The following is a 25,118-nucleotide window of genomic DNA, read 5'->3' as shown; positions in this document are numbered from 1 at the left end:
ATGACCGCAGCCAACACCGCCGTCTCGGCCGCAACCGCCGTCAGCCTCCCCGCGGCCGAGCCGCAGAAGGCCCAGCGCGACTCGCGCCCGCTGCGCCTCATCACCTGCGGCAGCGTCGATGACGGCAAGTCGACGCTGATCGGCCGCCTGCTCTGGGACACCAAGGCGGTCAAGGAAGACCAGGCCGCCACGCTGCAGCGCGATTCCACCGGCAAGCAGAACGATCTCGGCCTGCCCGACTTCGCACTGCTGCTCGACGGCCTGCAGGCCGAGCGCGAACAGGGCATCACCATCGATGTCGCCTATCGCTATTTCTCGACCGACAAGCGCTCCTTCATCGTCGCCGACACGCCCGGCCACGAACAATATACCCGCAACATGGCGACCGGCGCTTCGACCGCCGACCTCGCCATCCTGCTGGTCGATGCGCGTTTCGGCATTCTGGAACAGACACGCCGTCATGCGACCATCGCTTCGCTGCTCGGCATCAAGCAGTTCGTGCTTGCCGTCAACAAGATCGACCTGACGGGCTATGACCGCGCCGGCTTCGACAAGATCAGCCATGAATTCCGGGAATTTGCCCTGTCGCTCGGCGTCAAGCAGATCACCGCCATTCCGATGTCGGCGCTGAAGGGCGAAAACGTCGTCTATTCCGGTCAGGCCGCCATGCCCTGGTACACAGGCCCAACGCTGGTGGAGACGCTGGAGCTGGCGACCGTGCGTTCGTCGCAGACAGTCGGCTTCCGCCTGTCGGTGCAGCGCGTCTCGCGTCCCGGCGAAAGCTTCCGCGGCTATCAGGGCACGGTTGCCGGCGGCTCGGTCAAGCCGGGCGACAGCGTCATGATCCTGCCGTCGGGCATGGTCGCCAATGTCTCCAAGATCGTCACCTTCGATCTGGTGCGCAATGCCGCCGTCGCCGGCGATGCGATCACGCTGGTGCTCGACCGTCAGGTCGACGTGGCGCGCGGCGACATGATCGTCTCGATCGACGCCCAGCCGCAGGTCGGCCTCGCCTTCGACGCGCAGATCGTCGCCCTCCAGCCCGAGGGCATCGAGCCCGGCAAACGCTACTGGCTGAAGAGCGGTAGCCGCCGCCAGCGCGTCCAGGTGCAGCCGTTAAGCCAGTTGGAACTGAAGACCGGCACGTGGAACGCCGCCCAGCGGCTCTACATGAACGCGATCGGCAAGGTGCGCCTTTCCTTCGACGAAGCGGCGATCTTCGATCCCTATGAACAGAACCGCCAGTCCGGCTCCTTCATCCTGATCGATCCGGAGACCAACAACACGGTCGCCGGCGGCATGGTGACCGGCAAACGCACCGAACTCGGCGGCCTGCATAATGGCGACGCCCGTGTCATCCTCTCGCTGCCGGCCGATCTCGCCGAACAGATCATGGCCAGCGAACTCTTCGCCAGCCGTAGCCACGAGGCCGAGGTGCGGCGCATGACGGCCGCCGAAGCCGCCGACCTGTGGTCGAGCGCTGCGAGCGATATCTGATAGGAGATAAGGGCTCCCTCCGCCCTCATCCTGAGGTGCCCCGAAGGGGCTCGAAGGACGAGGGCGGCCACCGGCGTCTCTTCGAGGACGATAGGGAGTGCTCATCACCCGCGCCCGTCCTTCGAGGCCAATTCGGGGCACCTCAGGTTGAGGGCTGATCGATGTGCCGTGTGGCTGCTCCCTCAACTTAAATTTTCTCTGCCGGCCTCTACGGCCGCCCAAAAATATCTTTTGCAGAAAACGGACGTCTTCCGTTCACGATTCGCTGTCTGGCGCTTGCCCGCGGGCCGATGTGGGACCATTTTAGATCAGATCCTGGCGATGCGGTAAGACGAGAGGTCATGCCTTGCAACGCTCATTTCGACCTCGACTTGACGTGGCGCCTTTTCTCGACTGATCCCCGAGCGAGGAGGTTGTCCATGTCCACGCCCTATGTCGACCATCCGCTGCAACCGGGCGACCCGGTCCCGAACGTTGTGTTTGACGCGATCTCGCGCGAGGGGAAGATCGCACTTGATGATTTTCGTGGGCGCAGCCCGTTGTTGATCGGTTTGTTTCGAGGCCTGCATTGTCCGTTCTGCCGGCGCCATGTCGCGGCCATGGCCTACCTCAACCCGATGCTGCGTGAGAAAGGCGTTCAGTCCCTGGCTGTGGTAAACACCCCGGTCGAACGCGCGCGGCTCTATTTCCGCTACCATCCGATACCCGATCTTCTTGCGGCTTCCGACCCGGTAAAGGCTTCACACCGAGCCTTCGGCTTACCCGAGGTCGGGATCGACGCGGTCATGGCGATACGGATCGATCTTCCGGGCGAGTTGCCCGAGCCGATGAACCCGATGGCAATGGATGAATTTATCAACGAGAAGGAAGGCTATCAAATGACCGAGGCCGATCGGCAGATGATGACTGCCGACAAGGGGCAGCTTGTTGGTCAGTTCCTGATCGACCGCGACGGCATCGTACGCTGGAGCTTCACGGAAGTTCTGGAGCCTGGGGTCCAGACCTTCAAGGCACCGAATTCCCAGGAATTGATATCGGTAGCTTCCCAAGTCGCACTATGACAACGAAAAACTCGCTCGAAGACCCGCCGTCCGGGTGGGCCTTTTGCGGTAGAACACTCGGCATCACCCGTCTATAAAGGTCGTGCTGCGTTGGCTTTTTTAGCGGTAACCGATGCCCCATTTTCCCGAATCCACAGGTGAAAGCGTTAGCGGTTCGAGTTCGGGTCGCAATCAGAACCTGGATGCGGCAGCGCCAGCGGCCACCTCGGATTCACCAGCAACCGCCCAAAGCGACGACCCGCAGCCGCCCCATGGATCATTCGACCAAACCAGGCAGGCCGCCAGAACTCTGTTCCGTGCGATACGCCAAGATTTGCAGGCAAGTTCTGCCTTGGCGAAGATCAAGACAGCCGTATTGTCTTGGAGCGCAAAGCTGAGGAGGTCGACGCGGCCTGGAATAGCGTCGGCGCCCCATAAATGGATGACGACAGCCTTGGTCAAAGCCGGGCGCGGCATTCGCGACCGGCGCTCAAAGCCGCGTGAAAGTCGACGGAGCGCATGGCTCATCGCGGGCTGGCGGAAATATGCGGTGGGGTTCGCGCTTCTTGTCTGCCTCCTCGTCGGAAGCGTGCTGGTGTGGGCACTGAAAGACGTGCCGTGGAGTGAAATCCGCGATGGAACGTTAAAGCCGGTCGTCGTTTTGGAAACCGCTGACGGTGCGCCGTTGGTAAGACAGGGGCCTTATCAGGGTCCATATGCGCGATATGACCAGTTCCCGCCGCATCTGATCGATGCCGTCCTTTCAATCGAGGATCGCCGGTTCATGGATCATTTCGGCATCGATCCCCGAGGCATCGCGAGGGCGCTTCTGCGGAACCTGGAAGCAGGCTCGGTGGTGGAGGGCGGCAGCACGATCACCCAGCAACTCATCAAGCTGCAATATCTCGACAGCGACCGAACCATAAAACGAAAGATCCAGGAAGTCGTCATCGCTTTCTGGCTGGAGTGGAAGCTCGGCAAGGCGGAAATCCTGACGCGCTATCTCAACAGCGTCTATCTTGGCGCCGGCGCCACCGGCATGCCTGCCGCCGCCCGCATCTATTTCAACAAGGACATCGGTGCCCTCAACCTGCCGGAGTCGGCGATGCTGGCGGGATTGCTGCGGGCGCCGAGCCAATGGAATCCCATCGATAATTTCGAAGGCGCCCGGCAGCGCACCATGGTCGTTCTCGACGCGATGGCGGCCAATGGCAAGATCACCGCGCCACAGGCGTCGGAGGCCAAGACGAGCTTTGCCAAGCTGCACCCGACGACGCCGACGCCGCGCTCCGGAAGCTGGTTTGCCGACTGGATTTCGCCGCAAGCGAGCGAAATCGCCGGCGCCTCGCCAGGCTCGACCACGGTGCGCACCACGCTGGTGCCGCAGTTGCAGCAGATCGCCGAACGGGTGGTGAAAAGAGCCCTGGACGGTGAGGGAAAGACGGTCGGAGCATCGCAGGCGGCCTTGGTTGCGATGACGCCGGACGGCGCGGTCGTTGCGATGGTCGGCGGGCGCGACTACAAGGCGAGCCAGTTCAACCGCGCCGTCACCGCGATGCGCCAGCCGGGTTCCACCTTCAAGCTGTTCGTCTATTACGCAGCGTTGAAGGCTGGGCTCACTCTGTCTGACTCGGTTCTGGACGCGCCAATCGACATCAACGGCTGGTCGCCGGAAAATTCCGGTGGCGACTATCGCGGTTGGGTAACGCTTGCCGAGGCCTTCGCGCGATCGCTGAATGCCGCGTCGGTGACGCTTGCCGAAGAGGTCGGTCTCGACAATGTGATTGCCGCAGCCCGCGAACTCGGCATCGACGCGCCACTGGCCGATACGCCGTCTTTGGCACTCGGCACATCCGAAGTAAATCTGCTCAACCTCACCAGCGCCTATGCCTCCGTCCAACTCGGCAGGGCGCCCGTCAAGCCCTGGGGCATCATCGACTTCCAGGCGGCAGGGCAGCCCAACACATTTCGCGTTGGCCAACAATCAAAGCCGAATGTCGATCTTTCACCCTACCAGTCGGATCTCCTCGGCCTCCTGCAACTGGTGGTCGAGCGCGGCACGGGACGTGGCGCCGATCCCGGCAATTTTGCGGCCGGCAAGACCGGCACGAGCCAAGATAATCGTGATGCCTGGTTCGTCGGCTTCACGGACGCGCTCGTCGTCGGCGTCTGGGTTGGCAATGATGATGATGCGCCGATGAAGGGGGTAACGGGCGGCGGCCTGCCGGCGCATATTTGGCGGGACTTCATCCGCGGGGCGACGACCGAACCAACGCTGAACGGCGTGCGATCTGCCGAAGCAGTCGTCGATGGTCAAGGCGCACCGTCCTGCAACATCACTGCCTGCTCGCGCAGTTACCGCTCCTTCCGGCCATCCGATTGTACCTATCAGCCCTATTCCGGCGGCCGACGGCTCTGCGAAAAGTAAAGTGGCTCCAGAGCGCCGGCCATGCTCGCCCGGCGTGCGGTGTTTCCGATCAGCTGCAGCAGGTGCCTGCGAACCAGGCACACTACGCCCCCAGAACGTTTTTCAGCGCATCGATGACGACGCGAATGGAGGGGACGTCTTTGATATCCGAATGAACAACCAGCCAGACCTCTCTCGTCAAAGGACGTTCCGTCTCAATGCGCCGGAGACCACTGGACTCCAGGACGACGAAATCGGGTAGCATGACGACACCTGCGCCAAAACTTGCGGCTGCGGCCTGAAACTCCAGAACGGACGACCTGACCGCGATCGGCCGGCCGGCAGCCAGCTCGATCAGCCGCAACTGTTGCGGCGAGGCATTCATGGTTTCGTCGTAACCGATGAAGGTCCAGTCCTGCGGTGGAACGGTTTCAAGATAGGTCTTTGTTGCGTAAAGGTGGAAGCTTGTCTCCCCGAGCTTGACGATCGAGTAATCGCCGTCCTCGGGACGAGACATCCGCACGGCGATGTCGGCCTCTCGTCTGTTCAGGGAGGCGAGGCGCTTTTCCCCGACAAGCGTGATCTCAACGCCGGGATGGTTGCGCCTGACGGCGGCGATCGGCTTTGCCAGCAGCACGCTCGAGAGTGCCGGGGGAGCGCTGATCCTGACGTGACCGCGCAATTCCGTGGTGCTGCTGCGACCAAGCTGCTCGATGGCTGCCGTCTGAACCGCGACGAGAGCTGCGTGCCTGGCAACCTGCTCGCCGTCCTGGGTCAAATTGATGCGCCGTCCGCGCCGGTCGACGAGCTTGCGATCGAGGCTGGCTTCAAGCGATGAAATCCGCCGGCTTATCGTGGCGTGTTCGACGCCGAGCTGCTTTGCGGCGCCAAGCAGCGTTCCCGACTGGGCGAGCGCCAGGAAATGCCGAAGATCGTCCCAGTCGATATTTGTGAATTCTCTCCCAATCATTGTGAAACAATAGGGAATTTTCACACATCACGCCATCGCTTAATTTCCGGGCATAAAGGAGAGCACGAGCGATGACCGACCAGATCGTATGGCTGAACGCCCCCGGCGATGTCACCCAGTTCCATGTCGAGCAGCATGATTGCAAGCCTCCCGGTGACGGCGAGATCAAAATTCGTCATGAGGCGATCGGAACCAACTTTCTCGACGTCTATCACCGAAAGGGCCTTTATCCGATGCCGTCCTACCCCTCAGTGATCGGCGCCGAGGCGGCGGGCATCGTCGAGGACGTCGGCGCCGGCGTCTCGATGTTCAGAAGGGGTGACCGCGTCGCCTATGCCGGGCCTCCGGTTGGCGCCTATCGCTCCGCGCGGAATATTGCCGCTGAAAGGGCGATCAAGCTTCCGGATGCCGTTTCAGCAAAAACGGCAGCAAGTTCGCTTCTCAAGGGCATGACGGCCTATATGCTGTTGAAAAAGACTTATGATGTGCGTGGGGGAATGCAGGTTCTGATTCATGCTGCCGCGGGCGGGCTCGGCAGCATCCTCGTTCGCTGGGCCAAATCGCTCGATGCGACGGTGATCGGGACGGTCGGTTCTGCCGAGAAGGCCGTGCTCGCCACATCATGTGGAGCCGATCACCTTATCGTTGGACGAGACGCCGATATCGTCGCGGAAGTGAAGCGGCTGACGAACGGGCTAGGCGTAGACGTCGCTTATGACGGCATAGGCGGCGACACGCTCCTCAAAACCATACGCTCTGTCCGGCCATTCGGCATGGCTGTCACCATCGGTCAGGCCGCCGGTGCCATTCCGCCTGTGCCTGTCGAGGAACTTCGCCCGGGCAAGGCCCTCTGCCATCCGAGCATCATGGCCTGGTGTGCTGACATCGCACAGTATCGCGAGGCAGCACTCGCTGCAGTCGGCGCGATGGAAACAGGAATCGTTTCGCAGATCGCTGCCGAATACCGTTTGGCCAATGTTGCCAAGGCGCACGAAGAGATGGAATCCGGGCGCTCGGCGGGCAGTATCCTGCTGATACCTTGAGTGCTGATAGAAGAGGCGCCGGCGAGCTATGGTTCGGTGGCGCTTCGCGGTCATCCGGCGCGGTTTCGGTCCATTTATCCAAAATATGGCACTATATTATGCATTATAGATATCTACTGCTGTAGTCGGTGTTGAGCTAAACGTGCCCGCCATTGAGGTGGGCTATCGGCATGGGCCGGCCGCCCTCCCCGCATAAGACGCCTGGCAATCCCGCCGGCAGCCAATGAAGGGAAGGATGAAAGCCATGTCTACAGACAACAAGCCGCTGATCGCGGTTACCGGTGCAACGAGCAAACAGGGGCGCAGCGTCGTTGCGACACTTCTTCAAAGCCAGCGCTTCCGCGTCCGCGCTTTCACGCGCAGAAAGGAGTCGCCGGAAGCTTTACGTCTGAAAAGACTCGGCGCTGAGATCGCCACCGTGCCTCTCGAACTCGGCCGTCAGGAGGATCTCGTTGCCGCCTTCAAGGGCGCGGATGGCGCCTTTCTGATGACGCCGCCGATCGCCGCGCCGGAGGAAATCGAGGCGCCTCTCGGCCGGCAATTGGCGGATGCGGCCGTCGAGGCCGGCGTCGGGCATATTGTGTTCAGCACGCTCGAGAATGTCGACAAGATCACCGGTGGGACGAAATATGCGCCGCATTTTACCGATAAGGCCAGCGTTGCAGATTACATTCGCGGCCTGCCGGTCTCGCATTCCTTCATCATGCTGGCATTCTTTTACACCAATCTAATTGAATATTATGCGCCTCGCATGGAAGGTGACACCCTGCTGTTGCCGATTTATCTTCCTGAAGATTTCGCCGCACCTTTTGTCGATCCGCTGACGGCGACCGGGCCTGTTGTCCTCGAAATCTTCTCAAACCCCGAGCGCTACAACGGCAAAACGCTGCCGGTCATCGGCGAGATCATTTCTCCGCGGGAGATGGTCGAAACCTTTCAACGCGTGACCGGCCGCAAGGCCGAGTATCGGAACGCTTTCGACAGGGAGGGCCTGCTCAACTATTTTCCGGAGTTTGCCGCCAACGAATTTTTCGTCCGAGAGCTTCTCGGAATGGTCGAATACGCTGTCGAGTACGGCTATTTCGGCAAGGAGCACGATCTCGAATGGAGCCGGCGCCTGGCTCCCGAGACGCTCAACTGGGAGCAGTTTCTGCGAACGTCGGCGTGGCGCGGCGACAAGCGGTCTTTCGGAGCTTGAAGCCCTTCTCGCGATAACGACATGCTTGAAACAAAGACTTACGATGGCCGGATGCCCGGCAGCTTGGCGATCTCGGTGGCAAGAAAGTCGACGAGGAGCCGAACCCGGGCAATGGCTGCACGCTCCGGCACAATCAGCAAGCTCACCGGAACCGGAAAAGGCTGATAGTCTCCAAGCACGACCTCGAGCCGGCCATCGTCGAGAAGATCGTGAACCAGCCAGAGATGAGTAGGACCAATGCCGCGCCCGGCGGCCAGGGCTGCGCGCGCCGCAAGCCCGTGATCGACGCGCAACCGCCCGCTGACCGGGATTGTCAGGCTGGTGCCGTCGGGAGCGGAAAGCAGGAGCTGATTGCTGCCTGCGACGTTGGACATCACGACGGTTTCGTAGCGTGACAGATCGGCCGGACGCTCCGGCCGTCCCCGGGCGGACAAATAAGCCGGAGCGCCGACCAGCAGCCGCTGGCTCTCTCCGACCGCATGAAGTTTCATCGAGCTGTCGGCGAGCGGTCCAAGACGCAGCGCCACGTCAACGCCTTCGCGAACCAGATCGATCCGCTCGTCCGTCAGGTTGAGATCAACGCGGATATCAGGATGCCTGTCCTGGAAGGCAAAGATCATTCGCGTGACATGCATGACGCCAAGCGCTGCCGTACAGGAAAGGCGAACTGCGCCGGCGGGCGCCTGGCGGGCATCTCTGGCTTCTTCAGCAGCCTGCTCGACCAGGCGCAAGATCTGCAGGCAGTTGGTATAATAGCGACTGCCTTCCTCCGTCAGGGTGACGCGACGCGTGGTGCGGCTGAGAAGCGCCACGCCGACAGCCTCCTCCAGTTCATTGAGGTGCCGCGTCACGGTGGATTGGCCGACGCCCAGCTCCCTTGCGACCACCGACAGGTTGGCGCGCTCGGCGACGCGAACAAAGGTACGCATTCTGTCAAAAGACAAGCCTAGCTTATCCATTTTTGAGCACAGTGATTGTCATTCTGTCCATATACGGAATAGTCCCGATGATGCCCAGCCCAGGCTTCAGAAGGCTCGGCTCCACGCCTATTGTCGCGGTGTCTTAACAGATCACCGTGTCGAGCCGCGCGGGATGATCGAAAAACCGCAATTGACCCTGTCTTCGTCAGGCGGTTCGTCGCGGATGGCGCGGAGCAGCATGTCGGCGACGCGGTAACCGATGTCCTGGCGCGGGATGTACACCGTCGTCAGCGACGGCTCAATGAAGGCGGAGAATTCCAGATCGTTGAAGCCGCAGATCCCGACCTCCTCCGGCACGCGGATGCCGCGCGCCTTGCATTCGATAAGGACGCCGAGCGCCAGTTCGTCGCTCTGGGCAAAGACGGCATCGACATCGGGCACGCGTTCGATCAGCCGGGCAAACAGTTCCCTGCCGAGGCCGGTCCGGCTTGTCGCATCGCCGCCGATGATGAGAGCGGGGTCGAAACACCGGGCTTGCCGCATCACCGCCTCATAGCCTTCTATCCGCCGGCGCGAGCGGACATCGGCGCCGCGGCCGAAGAAGGCGATCCTCTTATAGCCTCTCGACAACAAGAAGCGGGTGGGTTCGGCACCTGCCGTATAATGATCGAGGCCGACGACCAGCTTCTGCGGCTCCTGGCTGAGATCGGTGACATGGGCGATGGGACAGGCGGCATTGTCGATCAGCGGCAGAAGATCGCGGTAGGATTCGGCGCCGGCAATGATGACGCCGGCCGGCTTCTGCGTCAGGAAGGATTTCAACAGGCCGGCCTCGCCCTCGGCATGGCGCAGCGTATTGGAATATTGCACGGTGAGATCGGTGTCGCGGAAACGATCCTCGATACCGACCATCAGGCTGGTAAAGCCGTATTGGTGCAAGGCGGGCGTGATGACGGCGACGATGCCGTTGTGGCGGCCGGCCAGCGCCCGGGCGGCGAGATTAGGAATATAACCCATCTCCTCGACCGCGCGCAGGATCTCCTCGCGCAGATCCTCCGAGACGATTTCGGGATTGCGCAGCGCGCGCGAGATGGTGATCGGGCTGACACCCACCTTCTTCGCCACATCGCTGAGCTTCACAGGCGCGCTGCGCCTCGGCTTCTTCCCCCGCTCCACCGACTTGCTCATCGCCTCCCCGTCTGCCGCTGCGGGACTCGGCGATTCTCCGCCATTACTTTCTGCAGAAGAAATAATTTAGAGTCTACTAACATCGTATGATGACGACATATTTCGCGCAGGCAGCGGGATCGTCTGCTGCCAATAAGCCTATTGTTTTCGATGGAAATCCGAGCGGAAGGGATATGCCTGAAGAACCAGCCGGCATTTGCCGATGCGCCGCAGCCGCCTTGAGCGGCGGCGGAAAATGAAGGTTAAACCCAAGTGAAACCTTACAAATCGGCAATATAAACATGATCGATATTTCATTTGTAAATCGGTCCGGCGGGATCATATGAATCCCAAGCGCGAATTCTTCCATTCGCCAGGCCGCCGCCCCCCCGACGACTGCGCGTGTCCCCAAGAGAATTGGCGCCCTACACCATCCGACGCCAGGTCCCATGACATGGAACCACGACGCCATCAAAAGCCAATCTTCTTCCAAAGGGCGACCGCCCAAGGGATTACCGCCATGTCACACATCCTCCGCAAACACCGCACCGCAGCGCTCGTCGGAGCCGCCATCATCGCCGGCGCGGCCTGCCTGCCCTTTGCGATCAACAGCTCGACCGCGCTCGCCGCCCCTTCGGATACCGGCGGCATCCTGGCCGCAGGCGGCTCATTCGCCGCAATCGTCGAGGCCGACAAGCCGGCTGTCGTCACCATCACCACGACGATGAAGGCGAGCGACGTCAGCGCCGATCAGCAATCGCCAATGGACGAACAATTCCGCCAGTTCTTCGAGGATCAGGGCATCCCCCTGCCCCGACAGGCGCCGCGCGATCAGCCCTCGCAGCATGCGATGGCGCTCGGCTCCGGCTTCATCATCAGCCCCGACGGCGTCATCGTCACCAACAATCATGTCATCGACAATGCTCTCGACATCAAGGTGACGCTCGACGACGGCACCGAACTGCCGGCCAAGCTGATCGGAACCGATCCCAAATCCGATGTCGCCGTGCTGAAGATTACGGCCGGCAAGCCGCTGCAGACCATCGCCTGGGGCGATTCCGACAGGCTGAAGCTCGGCGACCAGATCCTGGCGATCGGCAATCCCTTCGGCATCGGCACCACGGTGACGGCCGGCATCGTCTCGGCGCGCGGCCGCGACCTGCACAGCGGGCCCTATGACGATTTCATCCAGATCGACGCGCCGATCAACCACGGCAACTCAGGCGGCCCGCTCGTGGACCGCGAGGGCAAGGTGGTCGGCATCAACACCGCCATCTATTCGCCGAACGGCGGCAGCGTCGGCGTCGGCTTCGCCATTCCCTCCGACGAGGCCAAGGCGATCGTCGCCAAGCTTGAGAAGAACGGCTCGATCGACCATGGCTATCTCGGCGTGCAGATCCAGCCGGTCACCAAAGACGTCGCCGATGCCGTCGGTCTCGACAAAACAGGCGGGGCGCTGGTGGCCGCCGTGTCCGCCGATACGCCGGCCGCCCAGGCCGGCCTGAAACCCGGCGATATCGTCACCTCGGTCGGCGGCGAGGCCGTCAAGACGCCGAAGGACCTGTCGCGGCTCGTCGCCGATCTTTCGCCCGGCACGCGGGAATCCCTCGGCGTCTGGCGTGACGGCAAGACGATCGATCTCAACGTCACCGTCGGCACCCACGAGGACGGCCAGAAACAGGCGGCGGCCGAAAACCCGGAAACGCAGGGCCAGGCTTCGGGCCAGCCGAGCCTCGGCATCGGCCTTGCCGACCTGACGCCCGACGTGCGCCGGCAGCTCGACCTGCCGCGCTCCGTCAGCGGCGCCGTGGTCGCCAGCGTCAATCCCGACAAATCGGCGGCCGCTGCCGGCATTCAGTCGGGCGACATCATCGTCTCGGTCAACGACCGGCCGGTGCACAACGCTCGCGATGTCAAGGCTGCGATCGCCGAAGCCGGCAAGGCCGGCCGCAAATCGGTGCTGCTGCTCGTCGAACGCGACGGCAGTAAGACCTTTGTCGCTGTACCCTTTGCCGCGGCCTGATGCGGCCGCGTCCGGCAGCAAAACCTTCGTCTCCGTGCCGTTTGCCGCGGCCCGAGACGGCCGAGCGTTGCGACATCCGAAACCGGAGAGGGAAAGCCCGTGATGACGGGCTTTTGCTTGTTTCTGTCCGGTCCCGGCACACGGCTGCCGCCTCCAGGCCAATCCTGCCACTCGTATGGTAAATTCCCGAGATTTCCCGCGAAAATCTGGTGAAGCCGGCGGTTTTCCGTGCCGGAAAGCGACACCAAAACAAGCTGTTGCGCCATTGCCTGACAAGCCGGCGTGGGGCAACAAGCTGCCGCCGGGCGAATTAACCCTACCGGCTTACCTTAATATCAGCATCCGCTTGAATGCCCCCCGCCCTATGCCATCGTATTTTCACGATTACTAATTGTCCGGAACAGCTCACCGGACCCATAGCCCGCCTTTCCCTGGAGAGACCGGCTTCATGCAGCAAGGCGCAGCAACATCAAACGGAGGATATACCATGAGCAATGTCGTGGAATTTCGTGCCAAATGCCCGCATGTCGAAACTGTGTCGGACTGCCGGCAGGCGCTTGAAGCGCATGTGATGAAGATCGTCGCCGAGGCGGTCGGCTGGGGCTTTGCACCGGCGGAAGCGGCCATGGTGGTCGCCGATATTGCAGATGATTACATTCTGATGCTGTCGCGCGAACTGCGGCATTGAACGGCTGGCGCGGACGACCGCATGCCGCCCCCAGCCAAGGGTGGTTTCAGTGGGCCGCGCAGCGCCTGCAGGGGTAGCAGGGGATACAGGAGACGAAAACCCTGCCACGCGGCCCTGCGACCAAAACACCGGCTCGCGCCGGAAGTTCCGAGTGGAGATACTGAAACGGAAGAGTATTTCCTAACTTATTTCTCGATACGGAAATATTCCGTGAGGCACAGTCGCGCAGCCCGAGTAAAAATTGACTATACTATTTGTAGCTGCCGGAGTTTCTGCTTCCGTCTTCGGAAATACAGACAGCAAGTCACCGCCATTTCGGCTGGCGCGGCGGCGCATTGGCCTGGATCTCGTGCAACGGCGCGTGAGACCCGAGCAGCTTCTTCAGCTTCTTCTCCTCCGCCGGCCCAATGCCAAACTTGCGGCAATGCTCCGCGACATCATGCTCCCGCGGACCGGGAATGCGAACTTGGCGATTGTTCATGCTCTTCATGTCTGTTTCCTCCTGAAAAGGATAACAAACAGACGGCGGTTTGGTTCGTTAGAGAATGCTAAAATTTCGATATGCTGGTTGAGCTTCGGCTGTAGCAATATATCAAACCGGGCGGCTGGCGCTTTGCTGCGTTTACTTGGAAATGTTTCCGCCACATGCTGGATTCCTAGAAAAGATTTATGATTCTGCTCAGCTAATCTTCAACCAATGCCTGAGCGCCGCCACCGCGCCATCGCTCGCATAGGCGACAATCCCGCCGGTCGTCAGTCCCGCAAAGGCGATCAGCCCCGAGATCCCGTAGCCGATCGATTTCATTCGTTTCCACTCCTCGAGCGCCGGCCCGACCGTCTCCTGGTTCTTCTCGACGGTTTCCTTGAGCGTTGCGATCTCGGCGCGGAACTGCGCATCGGCGCCGCTGCCGATCGCCACTCTCGTATCGAGATGGGAGATCTGCCTTACCTGCTCGTCGAGGCGCTTGTGGATCACCGCCCTTCCATCATGAGCATTGGCTTTTTCGTCGCTCATCTCCTGGCGCAGCAGTGCGACATTTTCCTCGATGCCGGTCAGCCGGCCCTCCACGCGCCCGAGGGCGCGCAGGATATCGTCATTCGATGTCATATCGGCACCCTGTTATGAATTGAATTTCAGCTTTTCGGATTGCGGAATCCCGCTCGCGATGCGGTCGATCATGATGGGTTGCGGGTGAACAAGGGATAGCGGCGAGAGTTCGCCGACGGATGGGGCCGGGCGAACGATGGAGCCCACCGGCAGAATGACGGCGCTGGATCCCATATAGGTGATCACATTGCCCGAAATGCCGGCGATGGTCTGGGTGCTGAGACGAACGACGCCCTCCGGACCGGCGTAAAAATGCAGCTGCTGCTCAGGCCTGAAAATGCTCGCGTCCACGACGGTGATCTGGTTGTAGGTGGTGACACCATCCGTTCCGGCCTGCACGGCGATTGTCGTATTCGGAAGCTCCAGCATGCCGGGCCAGGCGCCGGCTTTCTCAGTCGAGGCCCAGGCTGCGTAGGTATCAATTGCGTCATCGCAGCAGGCCGAAGTCCCGGCGAGAATGTCGTCACGCAGACGCCATTTACCGGAAGCGTCGGTTCCGTCGGAAGGGTAAATGTTGTTTGCGCCGTAAGACTGCCAGGCGGCCCGCATGCCCAAATCATTGACAATGATTGATCCTGTCGCCGGAGAGGTGGCCGAGCCGGCGAACTGATAGGTAAACTGCGTCGGGCTCAATACCGTCACCACGACGTTGCCATTGTATTCCGCCTGAGCTGAACCGGAGATCGTGACTGTCTGCCCTGTCACAAGTCCGCCCGTCGCAGTGGAATGGGTTGCCGTGACCGTCGTTCCCACCGACGTCAGCGTTGCGGACTTGGTGACGGTCGTGCGGCCGAGCGGAGGGAACGCGACGATCTTGACGCCGGCATATTCGGCGCGGATGCGGTTGACCAGCGACCGATAGTTCGTGTTGAACCAGGTGCTGTACGATGTCGAGGTGTCGTTCTGCCCCATCTGGTTGGCGATGACGGTGAAGGGCAGTTTGTTGCCGTTGAAGGCCTTGATCTCGCGGATGATATCCCTTCGCCGGGTTGCGATCGACGAGCCGGATCCGGTGTATTCGCGCACCGATCCGGCACCGGGCATGCCGATCAGGCAATGCGGAATTCGTCCGGCGCCACCGTCCTTGTCGAGCCAGCGACGAAACCAGCCGAGATTGCCGCGGCTGTCGGCGGTGGAGGAATATTCCTGGCGCGCCTCGCCGATACTGTCGACGAAACCGAGGGCGACCGGCCTTCCGTCCCAATCGCCCTTGGCGACCATGAAATCGGCTCCCCAATATTGCGGCTGCGCCTGCAGGCCATAGCTCGTATCGAGGGCGGCGGTGCTGTCGGCGAGCGGCGTGTCCTTGAAGGCAAGCAGCGTGTCGAGATCGCTCGCACCCCAGACACGTTCGCCGCGATGCTTCTGGATGCGGTAGACCGGCCAGATCTTGTCGCCGACGGCCGTGTGATAAAACAGCCAGATTTCCATTTCGCTTTCCGGCGCGACGTCGGCAATGGTCAATTCGTCCGTCCAGGCGCCGTTCGTCTGGTCGGCGACCGTCACCGTGTTCGCGCCGGCGAATGTGCACTGATAGAAGATGCCGGCGACGCGGATGAACATGGCATCGGCGATGACCGAATTGCCGGGCGCGCCGATCGTGCCGGTGACGACAGTTTCCTGCGGCGAGTTTCCACCCTCCGTCGAGGCGAAGCCGGAGAGGTGAAAGCGGAAGGTCCGCGTCTTATATTGCGGCGTGCAAACGACGATCTTGCTGCAGACATAATTCGTCCCGGCGGTGACGATGCCGCCCGACGGCATGCGGTTGCGGGTGGCAAAGAACATGTAGCGGTCGGGATCTCCCGCATTGCCGCCCGTCCCGCTCAGCAGCGGATTGGCAAGGGCAAGCGAAATGGCATTCATCATCGGCGTGTTCCGTATCGGCTGGTGAGGTCATCATAGAATTCGACTGTGCGCCCCTGGCGGGCATTGGCGCGGTCGAGCGCCTGGCGCTCACGGGCGAGGATCGCGATCAACGGCTCGCCTTCGCGCACGGGCGCATGCGCTTCCTGCCTTCTGAGATCGTCGGGCAGCGGCGGCAGCACGAGGCCGGCCGCCGCCCTCCCCTTGGCAACCGCCGCCTGGTTCAGGCGCTCAGTGGCGGAGCAGCCACTGACGATCAGCAGCAGTGACAGCGCAAGTGCGGTTCTTTTCTGAAAGCTCGAGTTCATAGGATCGGATCTCGTTTTCCAATGTGTCTCTGGCGGCCTGCTCGGCGGCCTTGGCCGCCTCCAGGCGCTTGCGATGCTCTTCGCCGGCGTGGGCCGCCGCATCGCGCTGGCGCTCCATCTCGTCCGCCTTGGCTTCGGCCGCCGCCTTCTCGGCCAGCACGACATAACCGGCGCGCGCCTGGCGCTCTGCGGAGGGATAGCCGATCGCGACGGCATAGAGGTGATAGAGGAGGAGCCCGGCGGCGATGCCGGCGGCCATCTTCAGCGTATCGAGAAGGCCGAACATCAGACGCCCTCCAGGCAGAAGGCGCGTTCCTTCTGCCGGCGACGCGTCAGGCCGGGAAAGGTGATGCCGGCGGCGCGGTTCCACTTCAATAGCGCCTCGCACCCCTCGGCCGTCCTGCCCTGATTGATCAGCCGGACCGCGCTCGAACCGCAGGCCGCCTTGACGCCGACATTGTAAGCGAACGAGGTCAGCGCCACGAAACGCGCATCCGGCAAGGGCACGCTGACACAGCTTTCGATGCCGCCCGCATAGGTCTGAAGCTCCAGCGACAGCAGCGCCTTGCACTGCTCCACCGTCCTGCGATCCCCGGGCTTCACCCCATTGGTGCTGCCATAACAGATCGTCCAGGGCGGCCCCTTTGTGGCCGGATCCGGATAGGCATTCTGACGCAGCCCCTCGAAGCTGCCGACGAGTGCCACAGCAGCCGCGGCAACCGCACTGCCCTTTTTCATCCTACCTGTCATTGTCATTTTCCTTGAGGGCCGGCTGGTGAATGAGGCGAGCGATCGGAGATGCCGCTAGGAAGAGGATGGACAGCCATTTCGGTATCCAGCCGTCCAGATACGGGACGATGTACGGCACGACCTCCAGAAAGCCGGCGGCATAGACGCACCACATCGATAGCGACCGCGTGAGTACGCGGCGCTTGTGCTTTACAAGGCGCATGAGGACTCCAGTTTGTGGAAGAGGTCAGTCCCGCTTTCGCTGCGGGAGGGATATTACTGACAGGGCTTGCCGGTCACTGCGATCTGGTGACGGAGCGCGTCGTCCAGCAACCAGTACTCAACGCGGTACGAATCCGCCGTGAAGTGAATGCCGTCCGTCGTGGACCCGGGGGTGGCTTGACCATTGATCGTCACCTTCCCGAAGAGATCGACGTATTTAAGCCCACATGGGGCGGCGATCTCATCCTTGATGATGGCGTTCATTTGCTCGATCGTTTCCATCGATCGCTTTACGCGTAGCTTTTCGGCTCGACAGGGGGAATGCTGACGAGGTGACCGTCGTTCCAGCCTGCTTCAAGCGATCGACTACCTGCTGCCAGGCCCTAGGACCCCGGTATACCTCGGCGTGTTCGGGGCGCTGTCCTTAGTCGTCAACTACCTTTAGAGGGAGCCGTGTCGTCTGTCTTGGTGAACGCTTACGACGCAGTCAAGACGCTCGCCGCGCTTGCCTAAGCCATTTTGGTTTGAGTTGTAAGGCCTGCGAGGTGAACTTCGGCGCAAGGATCTTGTCTGAATCAAGCCCATTTTGATTGCCGAGATCGAATACCGCGCCTGGACGCATGGCGGGAAGCTGCGGCATGCCTCATATAAGGGCCTGCGGGACTCGGCTGAGAGTACCCTGGTCTTTGACCTCCCTCTCCCGCCATCTCTAGTTTAGGTTCTGGGTCGATTGCCTTTCGCTCTCGGAGGCGGTAGGGACGACCAATCACCAATTATGCCGAGGTTGAGGTTTCGCTGTGAAAAACGGATTTATATGGTTGCTAATGGCAATTGAAATGTCCCTCATGCAGCCACTGCGAGCTAAAGCCTCCGCGCGAGAAGAGAAACGCCGCCTCGAGGCCCCCAGAGCGGCGAACCGGAATTAATCTAACTGCGTCGGTATTGATGGCTACCGTCTAGAGAAGATTTAGAGAGTAAAATGCAAACGCTTGAACAACAGAAGGCGACAGTATTGCAGCTGCGGGAAGAAATTGAGCAGGCGCGCGATGTCGAGGCGCTGAAGCCAATTTTAAACCGAATCTTAGACATCGTCGCCAGCAGCCTGGATGAAGATTTGGGCGGGTGGGCCCGTGACCAGGCGACAACTACAGAGTGACAGTTTCGCCCGTCGTCACGTTTACGACCGGAAGGCCATTCAACAAATTTTTAGCCTCGCTGTATGTTTTAAAGGCGAGGCTGCCGTCCCGGTTGCGAACTTCTCGCATGCGACATGGCCATTCGTGGCGCCGGGTCAGTTTATTATGTAGCTTTCCGGAGTAAATGTTGTCGATAAAGAAGGCGTTCGTTCCGGCCCGATTGGTGCCGATGAATTCGTAACCCCTCTCTTCAAGAAGGTGCCGGAATGCAGCCAAAGATGCGCCCCAATACATCCCGGAGTAGTGCTTGTTCAATCTGACAAAGGACTGATCGTAAGGTACACTTACGGGCGCATCTCCAAAGATATGGTTGTATTCCACGACAACAATTGCAGCCTTCTCGCGAATCTTCTCAAGCACCCAGTAATCGACGCCATCGATGTCGACGCTGAGTAACCCTAGTCCCCCGACAAACCCTGCCGACGAGATCAACTCAGCGATATTGTCGCGGTTGATAAATGCCGCCCGGGTTTGCAGATCATATTTGTAGGCGATGTCATCGGATCGAATGGAGGAGATGTTGTCTTCGGAGCCGTCGATAATCAAGCCTGACCAGTAACGCGAAGTTAGCAAATACCGCGTGTTGCTCTCGCGATAATCCTCTACGCCGAATTCAACGAAGTTTGTGACGGGTGGTTGGATCGTATCCACTAGCCAAGAGATAATCCCGTCCTCACCCCATTGGGAAAATACCGAAAACTCGGCCTCAGCCAGAGTGCCCAAGGCGTCTCTCTGGGCTATCTGATGCCCGCGGGTCTCACCCTGCAGAACAAGTAGCTTTTCCAAGCCAATGAGCCGTCGCGCCTGAAAGGCAAAGTCACGAAATTTGCGACGAAGGCGGGTCTTCATGGATTTGGCTCGCTTGTGGGGGATGGCACAAAACCATCCGCAGGAACGTCTGTCTTGACAACTGATCGGGCACCAATAATCGCACGATCGCCAATTGTCACGCCTTTCAGAATGATTGCACCCATGCCAATCCACACATCATTTCCGATACGTACCGGCGTCGTCTTTACCCCGGGGTTCTCGCGCGGATGTCCACTGGTCAGAATTTGCTTTGTCTGCGCGAAGCGCATCTGCGGATCGGTCGGGTGGCTGTCGCTGTCATGAATTGCAACCGAATGCGATACGAGAACCCTATCGCCGATGATGACTTCACTCGCTGACCAGATTGTTGACATCGGGCCGAGGTAAAACCATTCACCAATCTCGATCCTCCCTCCGAAACCGAAGGTTAAAAGTTCGCCGCGGATCGTTCCGTTGGCGCCCACTTGGATCGCTGATCGGTCATTGCGGATGTTGAAGACTCTGCCTTCGGAACTCAACTTGGTGGACATGCCAAGGACGGCGTCCCTCCTGGCGGCAGAAGTGACAAGGCTTGCTAAAAGCTTTTCGCGAGCAGTTAATATCAGACTTGAAAACACTTGCCGCCTTTACCGTCTCAACTGGAAAGATCATTATCGCCAACGATTGGTTTTAATGGTACGCGGGTTCAACTGCGAGCCACCACATCGGTTAAGTAATGCGCGTCTTTCAGAATTTTGGCCTATACCCTGCATATATGCACCGACTCAACAAGCTTGCAGCATCAGCGAATGCTTTTTCCGAACGACGGCAGGTTTTTCTCTCGGATTCGTTCGGCGCGTGCCACCTGCTTAAGACAGTGGTCGACGGAAGTAGCGATGCTTTCTTCACAACCGGTGACGATCCCATTACGCAGCGATTTTGGGCCCAAGAGCATGGCCTCCCGACCTCCACGGCGTTGGAGCAAATACTGCTTAGCCAGATCGAGGATCACCGCACTGAGATTTTTTACAATCTTGATCCTATTCGATACGGCAATGAGTTCGTCAGGAAGTTGCCGGGAACGGTAAAAAGGTCGATAGCTTGGCGAGCAGCGCCTTCAGGAAACGTCGATCTGGGTGCATATGATCTTCTCGTCTGCAATTTTCCAACGATCATAGAGAGCTACAGAGGCCGCGGATGGCGGGCAGAGTACATGGCGCCATCCCATGACCTCGCAATGGACAGCTATGCGGCGAACAGCAGCCGCCCGATCGATATTTTATTTGTCGGAGGATATAGCCGCCATCATAGCAGGCGCGCGGAAATTCTTGAGGCGGTCTCCGAACTTCGCAAGGATTTTCGGGTTGTCTACCACTTAGACCGATCTCGCCTTACGCGACTTGCTGAAAGCCCTCTGGGATGGCTCTTGCCCCTGAATGATCATCGGCGTCCTAAGGGCATTCGCGCGGTTTCCCGTCCGCCTGTTTTTGGGCGCGACCTGTATCGCGGAATCTCGCAAGCAAAAATCGTCTTGAACGGAGCTGTCGACATGGCCGGCTCAGATCGAGGCAACATGCGCTGCTGGGAAGCGTTAGGCTGCGGTGCTCTGATGATCTCCGACGCTGGCAACTACCCCAATGGAATGATCGACGGTACCACCATAGTGACCTATGGCAGTGCGCAGTCGGCAGTGGCATCAATTCGCACTGCACTCGCCGACCAAACCAGACTGAGAGAAATCGCGGCGGCAGGCAACATGATGATAAAGAGCCGATACAGCAAAGAGGCTCAATGGGAGAGTTTTACGCAACTCTGTCGGTAAACTGCGGATCTTTTTGATGGTTAACCTGTTCAAGAACGGTGATGGAAGGCACCCGCTGCTCACATTCGTGCACAATGTTGAGGATGTCCAGCGTGTCGCGGCCGAGACGATCTAGGTCGATTCCGTTTTCACAGGACGTGCTCCAGGTCATCGATCGCCTCTTGTGCGATTTACTGTCTGCCGGCGAACACGCTTTTGATTGCGCCGTTTTCGTCGCGCATCACGCAAACCATCGTCATGATCAAGCTCCATTCAGGCGCGGTACGGTATAGTCGTTAAAGCCGATTGATCGCAATGTATACGATACGCTACCGACCGTCGTGATGGCGTAAAAGGTTACAATCCCCGTTGATCGCGATCGGCTGCGAGCAGATACGCGGCCCGCTTGTGCCGTGTTGCCCGCGTTGACATTCAAGACTGCAACAGGAGATGTTACAGCATCAGCTCCCGCGCCAAGCTCGCTCGATGAATTAGCCGCAGAATTAACCGCAAGAATCCAATAAATTTCAGTAGCAATCCCAGCAGGAGTACCAACTGGCTGTATGTCGTTGACAGATATGCCGAAGCCATTGTATTCCTGCACGGCAACAGCAATTCTATATTCATTACCATCTTGAACATACTGACGAATTACATTGCCTGACGTTGTCAATACGACATTTACCCGCCCGACAACTTCCCATCCCGTAAGGTTTGCCGTTGAAACGAGCGTCGGGACAGATTGCAAACTTGCAACCCAATCGCCAACGCCTGTTGTAAGGTTGCGCACAGAGTGAACAAAATAGGTTTTGCTCGCCTGCATGACGCCAGTGTCAAGGAACCCGCCGCTATTGCCGGCCGTGAAGGTGGTGGACAGGGATTTTGTCAGCGCGGAAGCATAGACGACGTTCTTGGAATTGAAGAACACCTCGCCGGTTTTCATCTGAATAGAAGTGCTGGATACATAGACGGTCTCACACCCGACGACGTTGTTGATCTCCGATTTAGCCTGGATCTTGGCAATCAGCTTATCCGTGAAGAACGCTGTCCCACTGCAGACGATGAAGGTGGAATACCCGTTCGGGACGACAAGGGTTGCCGCGCTGTCGATCGTCTCTGCCCCATTCGGATCGATCGTCACGTCGCCGCCGTCGGCGATGACGCAATAGTGCCAGTTTGCGCCGAGCGTTGCCGCTGCGGTCAGGGTGAGCGTGGCAGACGCGGTAAAGCGGTGAACGGCGTTGTCGTCGGAGGCAAGCGCGGTGTAATCGCCTGACTTCGCCGCATAGACCGAGGCTTTGTCGAAAAAGATGTCGACGCCGTTCTGGGTGAAACCCAGCGCTCCGCCGCCCTTGAGATAGAGTCCAGTCTGCGGGTTCGAGGCGAAGCCAACACCCGGCGCCGAAACGGTGCCGCCTGCGGCCTTGAGCGGCGCTGCCATCGGCGCCGAGCCATCGCGCGGCAGCGAGTTGGTGATTTCGTTGCCGAGATCGGTCGTCAGCGCGTTCCATGGCGCCGGATCGATGACCTGGCCAACGGAGGGTGTCGTCCCGGCGGGTTTGGAATAGACGCCGGTTGATGGGTTTCTGGGCATTCATTGTCTCCAAAGTAAAAAGGCCCCGCGGATTGCGAGGCAATTGGCTCTGAATCAAAAGGCAACGGGCCACCGGCTAAGGTCGAGCGCTGTCGCGACAGCAACTCCTGTGAAAGCGAGAGGTCAAGGGGTTGCTCCTGATTGTTGTAATATGTTAGGGGCAGCGATCCGAGCAGAGCGAAGACCTTTGCGGTCCAATGGCGCCGCCGCTTCGAAAGAGAACCCAGCAAACGTGATACGCGGCCTCTTTAATCATCAACGCTTGCAGATGCTTATAGCCTCGGCAATAAGCCTACTCTTCCTGATATTCCTGCTAAAGGCAGTGGATTGGGAGGAAGCTGTCCGCATTTTTCGTAGCGGAATATCCGTCACATCGCTCCTGTGGTTCATGCTTGTTACCTTCGGCATTGCCGTGGGTTATGCGGTGCGATGGCGACTGTTGCTGGACGGTAGGATCGGTTACGGAGCGTCCCTCATGGCCTCCCTGCTCGGTCTTGGCACCAACATGTTCCTTCCTGCGAGAGGCGGAGACCTTTTACGCGTACATTACAGCCGTGTCGTCGCAACTGTCCCCTACGCCGACGCTCTTGGTAAGCTTCTGATCGAAAAAATGGTCGACCTGGTGACGATCATTTCTGTCGGTATATTTTCCTTGGTCTTGCTGAGCCATACACTGAATTCCGAATACCGAAATGTTCTGCTGGTCATCATGTTTGGTGCAATAGCTGGGATATTTCTGTCGGCAGTTCTCGTAAGGTATTTCAGCGATCGGCTTGTCCCGATATTGCGACCCGTCTTCGGTCTCGTGCGACTGCAGGATTTCTTTGACCGCCACATTATTCATTTCATCCGAAATTCCGCACGAAGCCTATCTCTTTCGGTGACCATCGTTCCTGCTGTTCTCACGCTGGTTCTGTGGCTTTCGGCATATGCGCTTGCGTATATCTGCGTGGGCCGTTTTGTCGGCGTCGCGCTGAGTTACCAAGAGTCGTTGTTCGTGTTGTTCGCCGGCGGCTTGGGCCTGATGATCCCAGCTGCGCCATCCGGAGTCGGTACTTTCCACGCCTCCGTCGTTTCGGCATTCGTAATACTAGGGCGTTCACCCTCGGAGGGGTTGCTCCTGGCAACGGCCGTTCATTTTCTCTTTTTTGTGGTCTACGTCGTGCCAGCAGCCCTCATCCTGGGACATTGGCGATTGAACCGCTTAGCCCTGAGGTAGCTCTGTGAAGGATTATTTCTATTCTCTTTTGAGAAAGTACATTGGACTGTTTGTCTTAAGCCAGAATTCTGTGGTCGAGATCGATCCGACGACGCCGCTTCTGGTCGGTAAATTTCCTCAGGGTAAGGTCGCATTTCGCTCGAGCGCGCAACCGGCGGAATCTGTGAATGAATTTGACGAGCATAAGGTCGTTAAAATCGAGCACGTCGCTGACAACAAACCTGATTACCTGATCATCAGCGGTCTCATCCACTACGAACGAGACATACAGAGCATGTTGGCTCAGGCACGTGCATTGTGCTCGCAAGAGACACGGCTTGTGCTTACCTATTACAGCAGCATGTGGCGGCCGCTTGCGACTCTGGCATCCAAGCTCGGTCTGCGCCGGCGAGTTCCTGAATCGAATTGGCTTGCTCATGAAGACGTCCAGAATCTTCTGACGCTTGAAAACTTCGAGTTGATACGACTGGACCAGAAGGTCCTAATCCCGGTTTACATCCCACTGATCAGTGGCTTTGTTAACCGTTGCCTTGCTCCTCTTCCGCTTCTTCGAACGCTATGCCTTCTCAACATCGCGATTGCGAGGCCGATCAGCCATGACGCGTCGAAGGCTGAGCCGTCGGTGTCAATTGTCGTTCCAGCGAGAAACGAGGCCGGAAATATCGAGGATATTGTCAAGCGACTGCCGGTTATGGGGCCGGATGATGAACTCATTTTTATCGAAGGCAATTCGACCGACACGACTTGGAAGGCGATCCAGGAAGTGCAGCAGCGTTATGGCGGCGAACGCACGATCCTGATTGACCAGCAGGATGGCAAGGGAAAAGGCGACGCCGTCAGGAAGGGTTTTTCGCTGGCCACAAAGGACGTCTTGATGATTCTCGACGCGGACATGACGGTCCCGCCCGAGGATTTGCCGAAATTTTACAATGCCATCAAGGACGGAAAAGGTGAGTTCATCAACGGCACTCGCCTGGTCTATCCCATGGAAAAGGAGGCGATGCGTTTCTTCAACCTCCTGGGCAACAAGTTTTTCGCATTGGCTTTCTCCTTCGTTCTTGGCCAGAGATACAAAGACACCCTGTGCGGAACCAAGGTGATCAGCCGCTCCAATTATCTGAAGCTTCAGGCAAACAGATCCTACTTCGGTGATTTCGATCCCTTTGGTGATTTCGACCTGATCTTCGGAGCTGCGCGGATGGGCCTTAAGATCGTCGAGGTTCCGATCAGCTATCGTGAAAGACTCTACGGCGAAACGAACATCTCGCGTTGGCGCCACGGTGCCATTCTGTTGGCCATGCTGGTTTTTGCGGCAAGACGAATAAAGTTTCTCTGA

Annotated in this window: 26 protein-coding genes and 2 pseudogenes; 12 read left to right on the top strand and 16 right to left on the bottom strand. The window is 59.3% G+C overall.

Annotation, left to right across the window (positions count from 1 at the left end; translation table 11 throughout):
• The 3 genes from cysN to N2597_RS04020 all read left to right on the top strand — a co-directional run bounded on the left by cysN (position 1) and on the right by N2597_RS04020 (position 4,965).
• Complete coding sequence (cysN, locus tag N2597_RS04030) at positions 1-1,497, top strand: sulfate adenylyltransferase subunit CysN (protein WP_039618538.1); 1,497 nt, start codon at positions 1-3, stop codon at positions 1,495-1,497.
• Positions 1,498-1,916: 419 nt separating this feature from the next.
• Positions 1,917-2,558, top strand: a complete 642-nt coding sequence (locus N2597_RS04025; RefSeq protein ID WP_039618536.1) for a peroxiredoxin-like family protein — start codon at positions 1,917-1,919, stop codon at positions 2,556-2,558.
• A 112-nt stretch (positions 2,559-2,670) separates the two neighbouring features.
• Entirely contained in the window at positions 2,671-4,965 is a 2,295-nt protein-coding gene (locus N2597_RS04020) for a PBP1A family penicillin-binding protein (protein WP_039618534.1), read from the top strand.
• Between the two features lie 82 nt (positions 4,966-5,047).
• On the opposite strand, the gene N2597_RS04015 is transcribed toward N2597_RS04020, so the two are convergent.
• Positions 5,048-5,914: a LysR family transcriptional regulator gene (locus tag N2597_RS04015; protein ID WP_039618531.1), complete on the bottom strand. Its 867-nt coding sequence runs from the start codon at positions 5,912-5,914 to the stop codon at positions 5,048-5,050.
• 71 nt (positions 5,915-5,985) lie between these two features.
• Here N2597_RS04015 and N2597_RS04010 point away from each other — a divergent pair, with 71 nt between their 5' ends.
• Together N2597_RS04010 and N2597_RS04005 are read left to right on the top strand one after the other, a co-directional pair.
• Positions 5,986-6,957 (top strand): quinone oxidoreductase family protein, encoded by a 972-nt coding sequence (locus N2597_RS04010; RefSeq protein WP_039618530.1) that lies wholly within the window; start codon positions 5,986-5,988, stop codon positions 6,955-6,957.
• A 244-nt stretch (positions 6,958-7,201) separates the two neighbouring features.
• Positions 7,202-8,155, top strand: a complete 954-nt coding sequence (locus N2597_RS04005) for an NmrA/HSCARG family protein (RefSeq protein ID WP_183598948.1) — start codon at positions 7,202-7,204, stop codon at positions 8,153-8,155.
• Between the two features lie 38 nt (positions 8,156-8,193).
• Here the strand turns inward: N2597_RS04005 and N2597_RS04000 are convergent, their stop codons facing one another.
• The 3 genes from N2597_RS04000 to N2597_RS03990 all read right to left on the bottom strand — a co-directional run bounded on the left by N2597_RS04000 (position 8,194) and on the right by N2597_RS03990 (position 10,612).
• Complete coding sequence (locus N2597_RS04000; RefSeq protein ID WP_039618528.1) at positions 8,194-9,114, bottom strand: LysR family transcriptional regulator; 921 nt, start codon at positions 9,112-9,114, stop codon at positions 8,194-8,196.
• 111 nt (positions 9,115-9,225) lie between these two features.
• Positions 9,226-10,263 carry a LacI family DNA-binding transcriptional regulator gene (locus N2597_RS03995; protein ID WP_183598946.1) on the bottom strand — a complete coding sequence of 346 codons (1,038 nt, stop codon included), beginning with the start codon at positions 10,261-10,263 and terminating at the stop codon, positions 9,226-9,228.
• A 76-nt stretch (positions 10,264-10,339) separates the two neighbouring features.
• The gene (locus N2597_RS03990) at positions 10,340-10,612 is read right to left on the bottom strand and encodes a hypothetical protein (protein ID WP_183598944.1); all 273 of its coding nucleotides are present in this window, start codon (positions 10,610-10,612) and stop codon (positions 10,340-10,342) included.
• A gap of 150 nt (positions 10,613-10,762) precedes the next feature.
• Between N2597_RS03990 and N2597_RS03985 the strand changes: the two genes are divergently transcribed.
• Positions 10,763-12,265, top strand: coding sequence for a DegQ family serine endoprotease (locus tag N2597_RS03985; protein ID WP_183598942.1), 1,503 nt, complete (start codon positions 10,763-10,765; stop codon positions 12,263-12,265).
• A gap of 487 nt (positions 12,266-12,752) precedes the next feature.
• A complete protein-coding gene (locus N2597_RS03980; RefSeq protein ID WP_038687547.1) occupies positions 12,753-12,953 on the top strand; it encodes a hypothetical protein in 201 nt (66 codons plus the stop codon).
• A gap of 304 nt (positions 12,954-13,257) precedes the next feature.
• On the opposite strand, the gene N2597_RS03975 is transcribed toward N2597_RS03980, so the two are convergent.
• The 8 genes from N2597_RS03975 to N2597_RS03940 all read right to left on the bottom strand — a co-directional run bounded on the left by N2597_RS03975 (position 13,258) and on the right by N2597_RS03940 (position 17,465).
• Positions 13,258-13,443: a hypothetical protein gene (locus N2597_RS03975; protein WP_004669502.1), complete on the bottom strand. Its 186-nt coding sequence runs from the start codon at positions 13,441-13,443 to the stop codon at positions 13,258-13,260.
• A 189-nt stretch (positions 13,444-13,632) separates the two neighbouring features.
• On the bottom strand, positions 13,633-14,061 hold the full coding sequence (locus tag N2597_RS03970) for a DUF1515 domain-containing protein (RefSeq protein ID WP_077994701.1): 429 nt from the start codon (positions 14,059-14,061) through the stop codon (positions 13,633-13,635).
• A 12-nt stretch (positions 14,062-14,073) separates the two neighbouring features.
• Positions 14,074-15,927, bottom strand: a complete 1,854-nt coding sequence (locus tag N2597_RS03965; protein ID WP_183598940.1) for a hypothetical protein — start codon at positions 15,925-15,927, stop codon at positions 14,074-14,076.
• Positions 15,924-16,151, bottom strand: a complete 228-nt coding sequence (locus N2597_RS03960; protein WP_039623124.1) for a hypothetical protein — start codon at positions 16,149-16,151, stop codon at positions 15,924-15,926. Before N2597_RS03960 ends, N2597_RS03965 begins: the two co-directional genes overlap by 4 nt.
• 4 nt (positions 16,152-16,155) lie before the next feature.
• Positions 16,156-16,518: a hypothetical protein gene (locus tag N2597_RS03955; protein WP_077994698.1), complete on the bottom strand. Its 363-nt coding sequence runs from the start codon at positions 16,516-16,518 to the stop codon at positions 16,156-16,158.
• Positions 16,518-16,982 (bottom strand): lysozyme, encoded by a 465-nt coding sequence (locus tag N2597_RS03950; protein WP_077994696.1) that lies wholly within the window; start codon positions 16,980-16,982, stop codon positions 16,518-16,520. Before N2597_RS03950 ends, N2597_RS03955 begins: the two co-directional genes overlap by 1 nt.
• Positions 16,972-17,184 carry a DUF7940 domain-containing protein gene (locus N2597_RS03945; protein ID WP_183598938.1) on the bottom strand — a complete coding sequence of 71 codons (213 nt, stop codon included), beginning with the start codon at positions 17,182-17,184 and terminating at the stop codon, positions 16,972-16,974. The genes N2597_RS03950 and N2597_RS03945 overlap by 11 nt, the downstream gene beginning before the upstream one ends.
• Positions 17,185-17,237: 53 nt before the next feature.
• Positions 17,238-17,465, bottom strand: a complete 228-nt coding sequence (locus N2597_RS03940) for an SGNH/GDSL hydrolase family protein (protein WP_077994694.1) — start codon at positions 17,463-17,465, stop codon at positions 17,238-17,240.
• A gap of 292 nt (positions 17,466-17,757) precedes the next feature.
• Here N2597_RS03940 and N2597_RS03935 point away from each other — a divergent pair.
• A pseudogene (locus N2597_RS03935) lies at positions 17,758-17,901 on the top strand (ATP dependent DNA ligase); the annotation flags it as partial.
• 261 nt (positions 17,902-18,162) lie between these two features.
• The gene (locus tag N2597_RS03930) at positions 18,163-18,339 is read left to right on the top strand and encodes a hypothetical protein (protein WP_167482301.1); all 177 of its coding nucleotides are present in this window, start codon (positions 18,163-18,165) and stop codon (positions 18,337-18,339) included.
• On the opposite strand, the gene N2597_RS03925 is transcribed toward N2597_RS03930, so the two are convergent.
• On the bottom strand, positions 18,329-19,228 hold the full coding sequence (locus N2597_RS03925) for a hypothetical protein (protein WP_077994692.1): 900 nt from the start codon (positions 19,226-19,228) through the stop codon (positions 18,329-18,331). The genes N2597_RS03930 and N2597_RS03925 overlap by 11 nt on opposite strands.
• A 44-nt stretch (positions 19,229-19,272) precedes the next feature.
• A pseudogene (locus tag N2597_RS33700) lies at positions 19,273-19,377 on the bottom strand (DapH/DapD/GlmU-related protein); the annotation flags it as partial.
• Between the two features lie 527 nt (positions 19,378-19,904).
• Between N2597_RS33700 and N2597_RS03915 the strand changes: the two are divergent.
• Complete coding sequence (locus N2597_RS03915; RefSeq protein ID WP_077994684.1) at positions 19,905-20,990, top strand: glycosyltransferase family protein; 1,086 nt, start codon at positions 19,905-19,907, stop codon at positions 20,988-20,990.
• On the opposite strand, the gene N2597_RS03910 is transcribed toward N2597_RS03915, so the two are convergent.
• Both N2597_RS03910 and N2597_RS03905 read right to left on the bottom strand, forming a co-directional pair.
• Positions 20,971-21,141 carry a hypothetical protein gene (locus N2597_RS03910; protein WP_341356223.1) on the bottom strand — a complete coding sequence of 57 codons (171 nt, stop codon included), beginning with the start codon at positions 21,139-21,141 and terminating at the stop codon, positions 20,971-20,973. The genes N2597_RS03915 and N2597_RS03910 overlap by 20 nt on opposite strands.
• 90 nt (positions 21,142-21,231) lie before the next feature.
• On the bottom strand, positions 21,232-22,563 hold the full coding sequence (locus N2597_RS03905) for a hypothetical protein (RefSeq protein ID WP_183598936.1): 1,332 nt from the start codon (positions 22,561-22,563) through the stop codon (positions 21,232-21,234).
• Positions 22,564-22,714: 151 nt separating this feature from the next.
• Here N2597_RS03905 and N2597_RS03900 point away from each other — a divergent pair, with 151 nt between their 5' ends.
• Both N2597_RS03900 and N2597_RS03895 read left to right on the top strand, forming a co-directional pair.
• Complete coding sequence (locus N2597_RS03900; RefSeq protein WP_183598934.1) at positions 22,715-23,782, top strand: lysylphosphatidylglycerol synthase domain-containing protein; 1,068 nt, start codon at positions 22,715-22,717, stop codon at positions 23,780-23,782.
• Between the two features lie 4 nt (positions 23,783-23,786).
• Positions 23,787-25,118 (top strand): GDP-L-fucose:lipid-linked oligosaccharide alpha-1,4-O-methyl-L-fucosyltransferase WreB, encoded by a 1,332-nt coding sequence (locus N2597_RS03895; protein ID WP_077990177.1) that lies wholly within the window; start codon positions 23,787-23,789, stop codon positions 25,116-25,118.

The sequence above is a fragment of the Rhizobium sophoriradicis genome (genome assembly GCF_025200795.1).
GTDB lineage: Bacteria > Pseudomonadota > Alphaproteobacteria > Rhizobiales > Rhizobiaceae > Rhizobium > Rhizobium sophoriradicis.
The sequence above is the reverse complement of the archived record's forward strand: the minus strand, read 5'-3'. Positions and strand labels throughout refer to the sequence as shown.

Bases quoted from the DNA above. Each gene is read 5' to 3' on its own strand.
- cysN (WP_039618538.1), top strand. From the start codon at position 1: ATGACCGCAGCCAACACCGCCGTCTCGGCCGCAACCGCCGTCAGCCTC.
- N2597_RS04025 (WP_039618536.1), top strand. From the start codon at position 1,917: ATGTCCACGCCCTATGTCGACCATCCGCTGCAACCGGGCGACCCGGTC.
- N2597_RS04020 (WP_039618534.1), top strand. From the start codon at position 2,671: ATGCCCCATTTTCCCGAATCCACAGGTGAAAGCGTTAGCGGTTCGAGT.
- N2597_RS04015 (WP_039618531.1), bottom strand. From the start codon at position 5,914: ATGATTGGGAGAGAATTCACAAATATCGACTGGGACGATCTTCGGCAT.
- N2597_RS04010 (WP_039618530.1), top strand. From the start codon at position 5,986: ATGACCGACCAGATCGTATGGCTGAACGCCCCCGGCGATGTCACCCAG.
- N2597_RS04005 (WP_183598948.1), top strand. From the start codon at position 7,202: ATGTCTACAGACAACAAGCCGCTGATCGCGGTTACCGGTGCAACGAGC.
- N2597_RS04000 (WP_039618528.1), bottom strand. From the start codon at position 9,114: ATGGATAAGCTAGGCTTGTCTTTTGACAGAATGCGTACCTTTGTTCGC.
- N2597_RS03995 (WP_183598946.1), bottom strand. From the start codon at position 10,263: ATGAGCAAGTCGGTGGAGCGGGGGAAGAAGCCGAGGCGCAGCGCGCCT.
- N2597_RS03990 (WP_183598944.1), bottom strand. From the start codon at position 10,612: ATGGAAGAATTCGCGCTTGGGATTCATATGATCCCGCCGGACCGATTT.
- N2597_RS03985 (WP_183598942.1), top strand. From the start codon at position 10,763: ATGTCACACATCCTCCGCAAACACCGCACCGCAGCGCTCGTCGGAGCC.
- N2597_RS03980 (WP_038687547.1), top strand. From the start codon at position 12,753: ATGAGCAATGTCGTGGAATTTCGTGCCAAATGCCCGCATGTCGAAACT.
- N2597_RS03975 (WP_004669502.1), bottom strand. From the start codon at position 13,443: ATGAAGAGCATGAACAATCGCCAAGTTCGCATTCCCGGTCCGCGGGAG.
- N2597_RS03970 (WP_077994701.1), bottom strand. From the start codon at position 14,061: ATGACATCGAATGACGATATCCTGCGCGCCCTCGGGCGCGTGGAGGGC.
- N2597_RS03965 (WP_183598940.1), bottom strand. From the start codon at position 15,927: ATGATGAATGCCATTTCGCTTGCCCTTGCCAATCCGCTGCTGAGCGGG.
- N2597_RS03955 (WP_077994698.1), bottom strand. From the start codon at position 16,518: ATGTTCGGCCTTCTCGATACGCTGAAGATGGCCGCCGGCATCGCCGCC.
- N2597_RS03950 (WP_077994696.1), bottom strand. From the start codon at position 16,982: ATGACAGGTAGGATGAAAAAGGGCAGTGCGGTTGCCGCGGCTGCTGTG.
- N2597_RS03945 (WP_183598938.1), bottom strand. From the start codon at position 17,184: ATGCGCCTTGTAAAGCACAAGCGCCGCGTACTCACGCGGTCGCTATCG.
- N2597_RS03940 (WP_077994694.1), bottom strand. From the start codon at position 17,465: ATGGAAACGATCGAGCAAATGAACGCCATCATCAAGGATGAGATCGCC.
- N2597_RS03930 (WP_167482301.1), top strand. From the start codon at position 18,163: ATGCAAACGCTTGAACAACAGAAGGCGACAGTATTGCAGCTGCGGGAA.
- N2597_RS03925 (WP_077994692.1), bottom strand. From the start codon at position 19,228: ATGAAGACCCGCCTTCGTCGCAAATTTCGTGACTTTGCCTTTCAGGCG.
- N2597_RS03915 (WP_077994684.1), top strand. From the start codon at position 19,905: ATGCGCGTCTTTCAGAATTTTGGCCTATACCCTGCATATATGCACCGA.
- N2597_RS03910 (WP_341356223.1), bottom strand. From the start codon at position 21,141: ATGACCTGGAGCACGTCCTGTGAAAACGGAATCGACCTAGATCGTCTC.
- N2597_RS03905 (WP_183598936.1), bottom strand. From the start codon at position 22,563: ATGCCCAGAAACCCATCAACCGGCGTCTATTCCAAACCCGCCGGGACG.
- N2597_RS03900 (WP_183598934.1), top strand. From the start codon at position 22,715: ATGTTAGGGGCAGCGATCCGAGCAGAGCGAAGACCTTTGCGGTCCAAT.